The organism is Allosphingosinicella sp., assembly GCF_036387215.1.
GTDB lineage: Bacteria > Pseudomonadota > Alphaproteobacteria > Sphingomonadales > Sphingomonadaceae > Allosphingosinicella.
Genome location: NZ_DASVUE010000135.1, coordinates 1 through 4,491, shown reverse-complemented (window position 1 = coordinate 4,491; position 4,491 = coordinate 1). Strand labels below are relative to the sequence as shown.

The following is a 4,491-nucleotide window of genomic DNA, read 5'->3' as shown; positions in this document are numbered from 1 at the left end:
CGTAGATGCCTTGGCCCTTCACCTCGTGGGGCATGCCGACCACCGCCGCTTCGGCCACTTGCGGGTGGAGCACCAGCGCGCTCTCGACCTCGGCGGTGCCCATGCGATGGCCCGAGACGTTGATCACGTCGTCCACCCGGCCTGTGATCCAGTAATAACCGTCCTCGTCCCGGCGGCAGCCGTCGCCGGTGAAATATTTGCCGGTGTAGGTGGAGAAATAGGTCTGCACGAACCGCTCATGGTCGCCATAGACGGTGCGCATCTGCCCCGGCCATGAGCGGGCGAGGCAGAGGTTGCCGGAGCCGGCCCCCTCCAGCACCTGCCCGTCGGCGTCCAGCAGCTGCGGCTCGACTCCGAAGAACGGCCGGCCGGCGGAGCCCGGCTTCATATCGTGGGCGCCTGGAAGGGTGGTGATCATGATCCCCCCGGTCTCGGTCTGCCACCAGGTGTCGACGATCGGCACGCGGCCCTCGCCGACCACGTCGTGATACCAGCGCCACGCTTCCGGGTTGATCGGCTCGCCCACAGTGCCGAGCAGCCGCAGCGACCCGCGGCTATGCGCCTTCACCGGAGCCTCGCCCTCGCGCATCAGCGCCCGGATCGCGGTCGGGGCGGTGTAGAAGATGTCGACCTTGTGCCGGTCGAGCACGTCCCAGAAGCGGCCGAAATCCGGATAATTGGGAACGCCCTCGAACATCAGCGAGGTGGCGCCGTTCGAAAGCGGGCCATAGACGATGTAGGAATGGCCGGTGACCCACCCCACGTCGGCGGTGCACCAGAAGATCTCGCCCGGCTTATAATCGAAGACGTAGTGGAAGGTGGCGTTGGTCCAGACGGCATAGCCGCCGGTCGTGTGGAGCACCCCCTTCGGCTTACCCGTCGAGCCCGAGGTGTAGAGGATGAACAACGGGTCCTCGGCGTTCATCCGTTCGCACGGGCAGTCGCCGGAGACGCTTTCAGCCACTTCATGGTACCAGCGGTCGCGGCCGGCGATCATCGTCACGTCGTTGCCCTTGTGGCGCACCACCAGCACCGCATCCACCTCCGCCCCGAGCTCCAGCGCCGCGTCGACATTCGCCTTGAGGGGCACCAGCTTGCCGCCCCGCACCCCCGCATCGGCGGTGATGACGAAGCGGCTGCCGCAATCCTCGATCCGCCCGTGAAGCGCATCGGGTGAGAAGCCGCCGAACACGACGGAGTGAACCGCGCCGATGCGTGCGCAGGCCAGCATCGCAACGGCGGCTTCGAGGATCATCGGCAGGTAAACGGTCACCCGGTCGCCGCGGGCGACGCCGAGCGCCTTCAGGCAATTCGCCATCCGGATCACCCCGGCGTGGAGCTCCGCATAGCTGAGCCGCTTCGTCACCCCCGGCTCGTCCGCTTCCCAGATGAGCGCCGTCTGGTCCGCGCGCTCGGGCAGGTGCCTGTCGACGCAATTGTGGCAGAGGTTGAGGATGCCGTCCTCGTACCAGCGTATGTCCACCGGATCGAACGACCAGTTCTCGACGATGGTCGGCTTCTCGAACCAGTCGATCCGCTCCGCCATCTCTCCCCAGAACGTATCCGGCTCCGCCAGCGAGCGCCGGTAGAGCGTCTCGTAATCATCCGGAGTGCAGTGGGTCGCGGAAGTCGCTTCCCGGGGCGGAGAGATACGCTCGCTCATGCTGACCTGCTCGGCTGACTGTTCCAATGTTTGCTTAGCGATAGCCGCTGCGCGGGCCCGCTTGCCAGTATCAATCGCGAGATCGGCTTGGTAAGAGCCGATCGGAGGTTCCGCCCGGATCATGAATGCCCAGACGTCCCGAGATGCCTTCACCAGGGTGCGCGATTTCGCGGGCGCGGTGCGCCAGGTGGAGAGCCTCTCCGCGCTGCGCGGGCTGCTGGGGGACGTTGTCCCCAGTTTCGGCGTCGATTATTTCCTGATGGCGCACCATGTCGATTTCGGCCGTCCCATCCCGGGCGCCGTTCAGATGGGCAATTATCCGCGCGAGTTTGTCGCAAGGCAGCGCGAAGTGGGCGGCTGGAGGCACGATCCCGTGCTTCTCGCCTGCGAGCGCACCACCACCGGATTCTTCTGGTCGCAGCTCGGCGAGCTCATACAGCTCCAGCCCAAGCACATGCAGCGCGTGGCCGAGGTTCGGCGGGCCGGCCTCGGCGAAGGTTTCGCGGTGCCGAACCACATCCCGGGCGAATATAGCGGCTCGGTGCAGTTCGCCGTCGAGCACGGACGCAGCTTCCCCAAGGAAATGGCGTCCGCGCTGCAGTCGCTCGCGACCTATGCTTTCGAGGCTGCGCGGAGGCTCGCGCGCTCGAGCGAGGAGCCGATCGTCCTTTCCGCCCCGCTGACCGAGCGGCAGCTCGATTGCCTCCTGCTTGCGGCGCGCGGCAAGAGCGACACCGACATCGGCCATCTGCTCGGCATCAGCCCCCGCACCGTCAATTCCTATATGGAGGAGGCGAAGCGCCGTTATTGCGTCGCGACCCGCCAGCAGCTCATGATCCTGGCCTTGTTCAACCGGCAGATCACCTTTTCGGAGGTCTTGCAGTAGCGGTTGCGAGCAGCCGTTTCCGCGGCCTGCAGTTCGGCCAGTGATACCATTGCACCCGGTCCGTGTGCACCTCGAGGTCTGCGCTTGAGACGAGCCGGCTGAGGAATATCCGCGCTTGCTGCTGAGCGAAGTGCAGGCCCAGGCATTTATGGACGCCGCTTCCGAACGGCACGAAGGCGTGCTTGTGGCGCTTTGCTTCCTCTTCGGGCGTGAAGCGGAATGGGTTGAAGCGGAGGGGATCCTCCCAGATCTCCGGATCGCGGTGAACGAGCAGCGGATTGATGCCGGTGATCGTCCCCGCGGGGATGTCATATCCGTAGATGCTGAAATCCCGCACCGCGCGCCGCCAGACGATGGGGGCGGGCGGGTTGAGCCGCATCGCCTCCTTGAAGAACATGTCGTGAAGCGGCAGCGATGCGGTGCCGGCGTCGATCGGGCTTGCAAGCTTCGCCCGCTTCACCTCCTCGCGCAGAAGTTCCGCCCAATCCCTGTGCTTGGCGAGGAAGTAGACGGACGAGGTGAAGGCCGAAGCCAGCGTGTCGTGGGCGGCCGCGAGCAGGAAGATCGTGCTGTTGTAGATCTCCTCCTCGGTCAGGCCCTCGCCATCGTCGGCGCCGACCTGGCAGACGCGGGAGAGCATGTCGTCGCCGGGGTTCGCCCGCCGCTCGGCGATCAGCTCGCGCACATAGGTCTCGAGGAAGGCTTTGCCGCGGAAGCCCTTCGCGGCGACCGGGCTCAGCCACTTGTTCTGGTTGATGGCAAGGAGGGCGCCCATCATGTCGCTGAACGAGCGCAGCGCCTTGTCCGCCTTCTCGTCCATGTCGATGCCGAGGAAGGTGGAGGCGGCGATCCGGAGCGTCAGCCGCTTCACCTCGTCATAGACGTCGAACGTGCGGCCCGACCAGGACGAGATGCTGCGCTCGATGTCGCGGTCGAAAATCTGCTGATAGCCGGTGAGCTTCTGCTGCTTGAACGCTTCGCCGAGGATGCGCCGGTTCGCACGATGCCGCTCGCCGTCCTGGATCAGCAGCGCGCCGGGGAAGAAGGGCTCGATCACCGGCCCCCAGCCGCCGTGCGCGGAGAAGGTGCTGTCCTTGTCGAACAGCACGAGCTCGTTCGCCTCCGGCCCCACCAGCTGAACGTTCCAGCTGCCGAGCGCGTAGAAGCAATAGACGCGTCCATGCTTGGCATGGAGTCGCTCGGCGAATTTGAGCGGGTCCAGCACCGCTTCGGGGAGGATCCCGAAATAAGGGAGGCCCTTCTTGCCGGGGATGTGCTTCAGCTGCTCGCGGCCAGGCTTGCCCACCTTCTCGAATACGTCCTCTTCGAGGTGCCAGCGCGTGCCGCGCTCAGGGTTCGGAGCGAATGCGGAAGATTTGGGGATTTCATTCACGAAGAGTCTCCGGTCGTATGGCCGACCGGTTCCACATGCGTGCGGGCGAATCCATCCCGGTAATTGCCTATATTGGGCGGGCAGGGGCGGGGGCCTAGTCTTGGGGCCGAGGAGAGGCCCATGCAGCTTAAGATCGTCGAGCCGAGCCAGCGCTGGCAGTTCAGCCGCGCAATGATGGAGATGCACCACCACAGGAAGCGGATCTTCGTCGATCGGCTGGGTTGGGAGCTTCCGAGCAAGGGGAGCTGGCTCGAAATCGACGAGTTCGACAATGACGATGCGGTCTACATCATGGCCGTGTCGCCCGACGGGAGCAGCCATTTGGGATCGGTGCGGCTGCTTCCGACGACCGGCCCGCACATGCTGAACACCCTCTTCGCCGGCCTCTGCCCCGACGGCGCGCCCGCCGGCAAGGACGTCTGGGAAATATCGAGGCTGGTGGCGACGCCGGAGGGGGCGGACGGGCGCAACATCCTTCGAGTCCACAGGCTGCTGGCGATGGGGATCGTCGAGTTCGGCCGGATCAACGGCGTCGAGCGCTTCACTTTG

At 65.5% G+C, this 4,491-nt stretch carries 4 protein-coding genes; 2 read left to right on the top strand and 2 right to left on the bottom strand.

Annotated features, from left to right (window positions below; all coding sequences use genetic code 11):
* A partial coding sequence (gene acs, locus VF662_RS05360; protein WP_464138684.1) for an acetate--CoA ligase occupies positions 1–1,663 on the bottom strand: 1,663 nt, incomplete at its 3' end.
* A 121-nt stretch (positions 1,664–1,784) separates the two neighbouring features.
* Here acs and VF662_RS05355 point away from each other — a divergent pair.
* Positions 1,785–2,549 carry a helix-turn-helix transcriptional regulator gene (locus tag VF662_RS05355; RefSeq protein WP_464138680.1) on the top strand — a complete coding sequence of 255 codons (765 nt, stop codon included), beginning with the start codon at positions 1,785–1,787 and terminating at the stop codon, positions 2,547–2,549.
* On the opposite strand, the gene VF662_RS05350 is transcribed toward VF662_RS05355, so the two are convergent.
* Positions 2,524–3,942 carry a cytochrome P450 gene (locus tag VF662_RS05350; RefSeq protein ID WP_464138675.1) on the bottom strand — a complete coding sequence of 473 codons (1,419 nt, stop codon included), beginning with the start codon at positions 3,940–3,942 and terminating at the stop codon, positions 2,524–2,526. The genes VF662_RS05355 and VF662_RS05350 overlap by 26 nt on opposite strands.
* A gap of 120 nt (positions 3,943–4,062) precedes the next feature.
* Here VF662_RS05350 and VF662_RS05345 point away from each other — a divergent pair.
* Positions 4,063–4,491 (top strand): acyl-homoserine-lactone synthase (locus tag VF662_RS05345; RefSeq protein ID WP_464138672.1); only part of this gene is annotated, 429 nt, incomplete at its 3' end.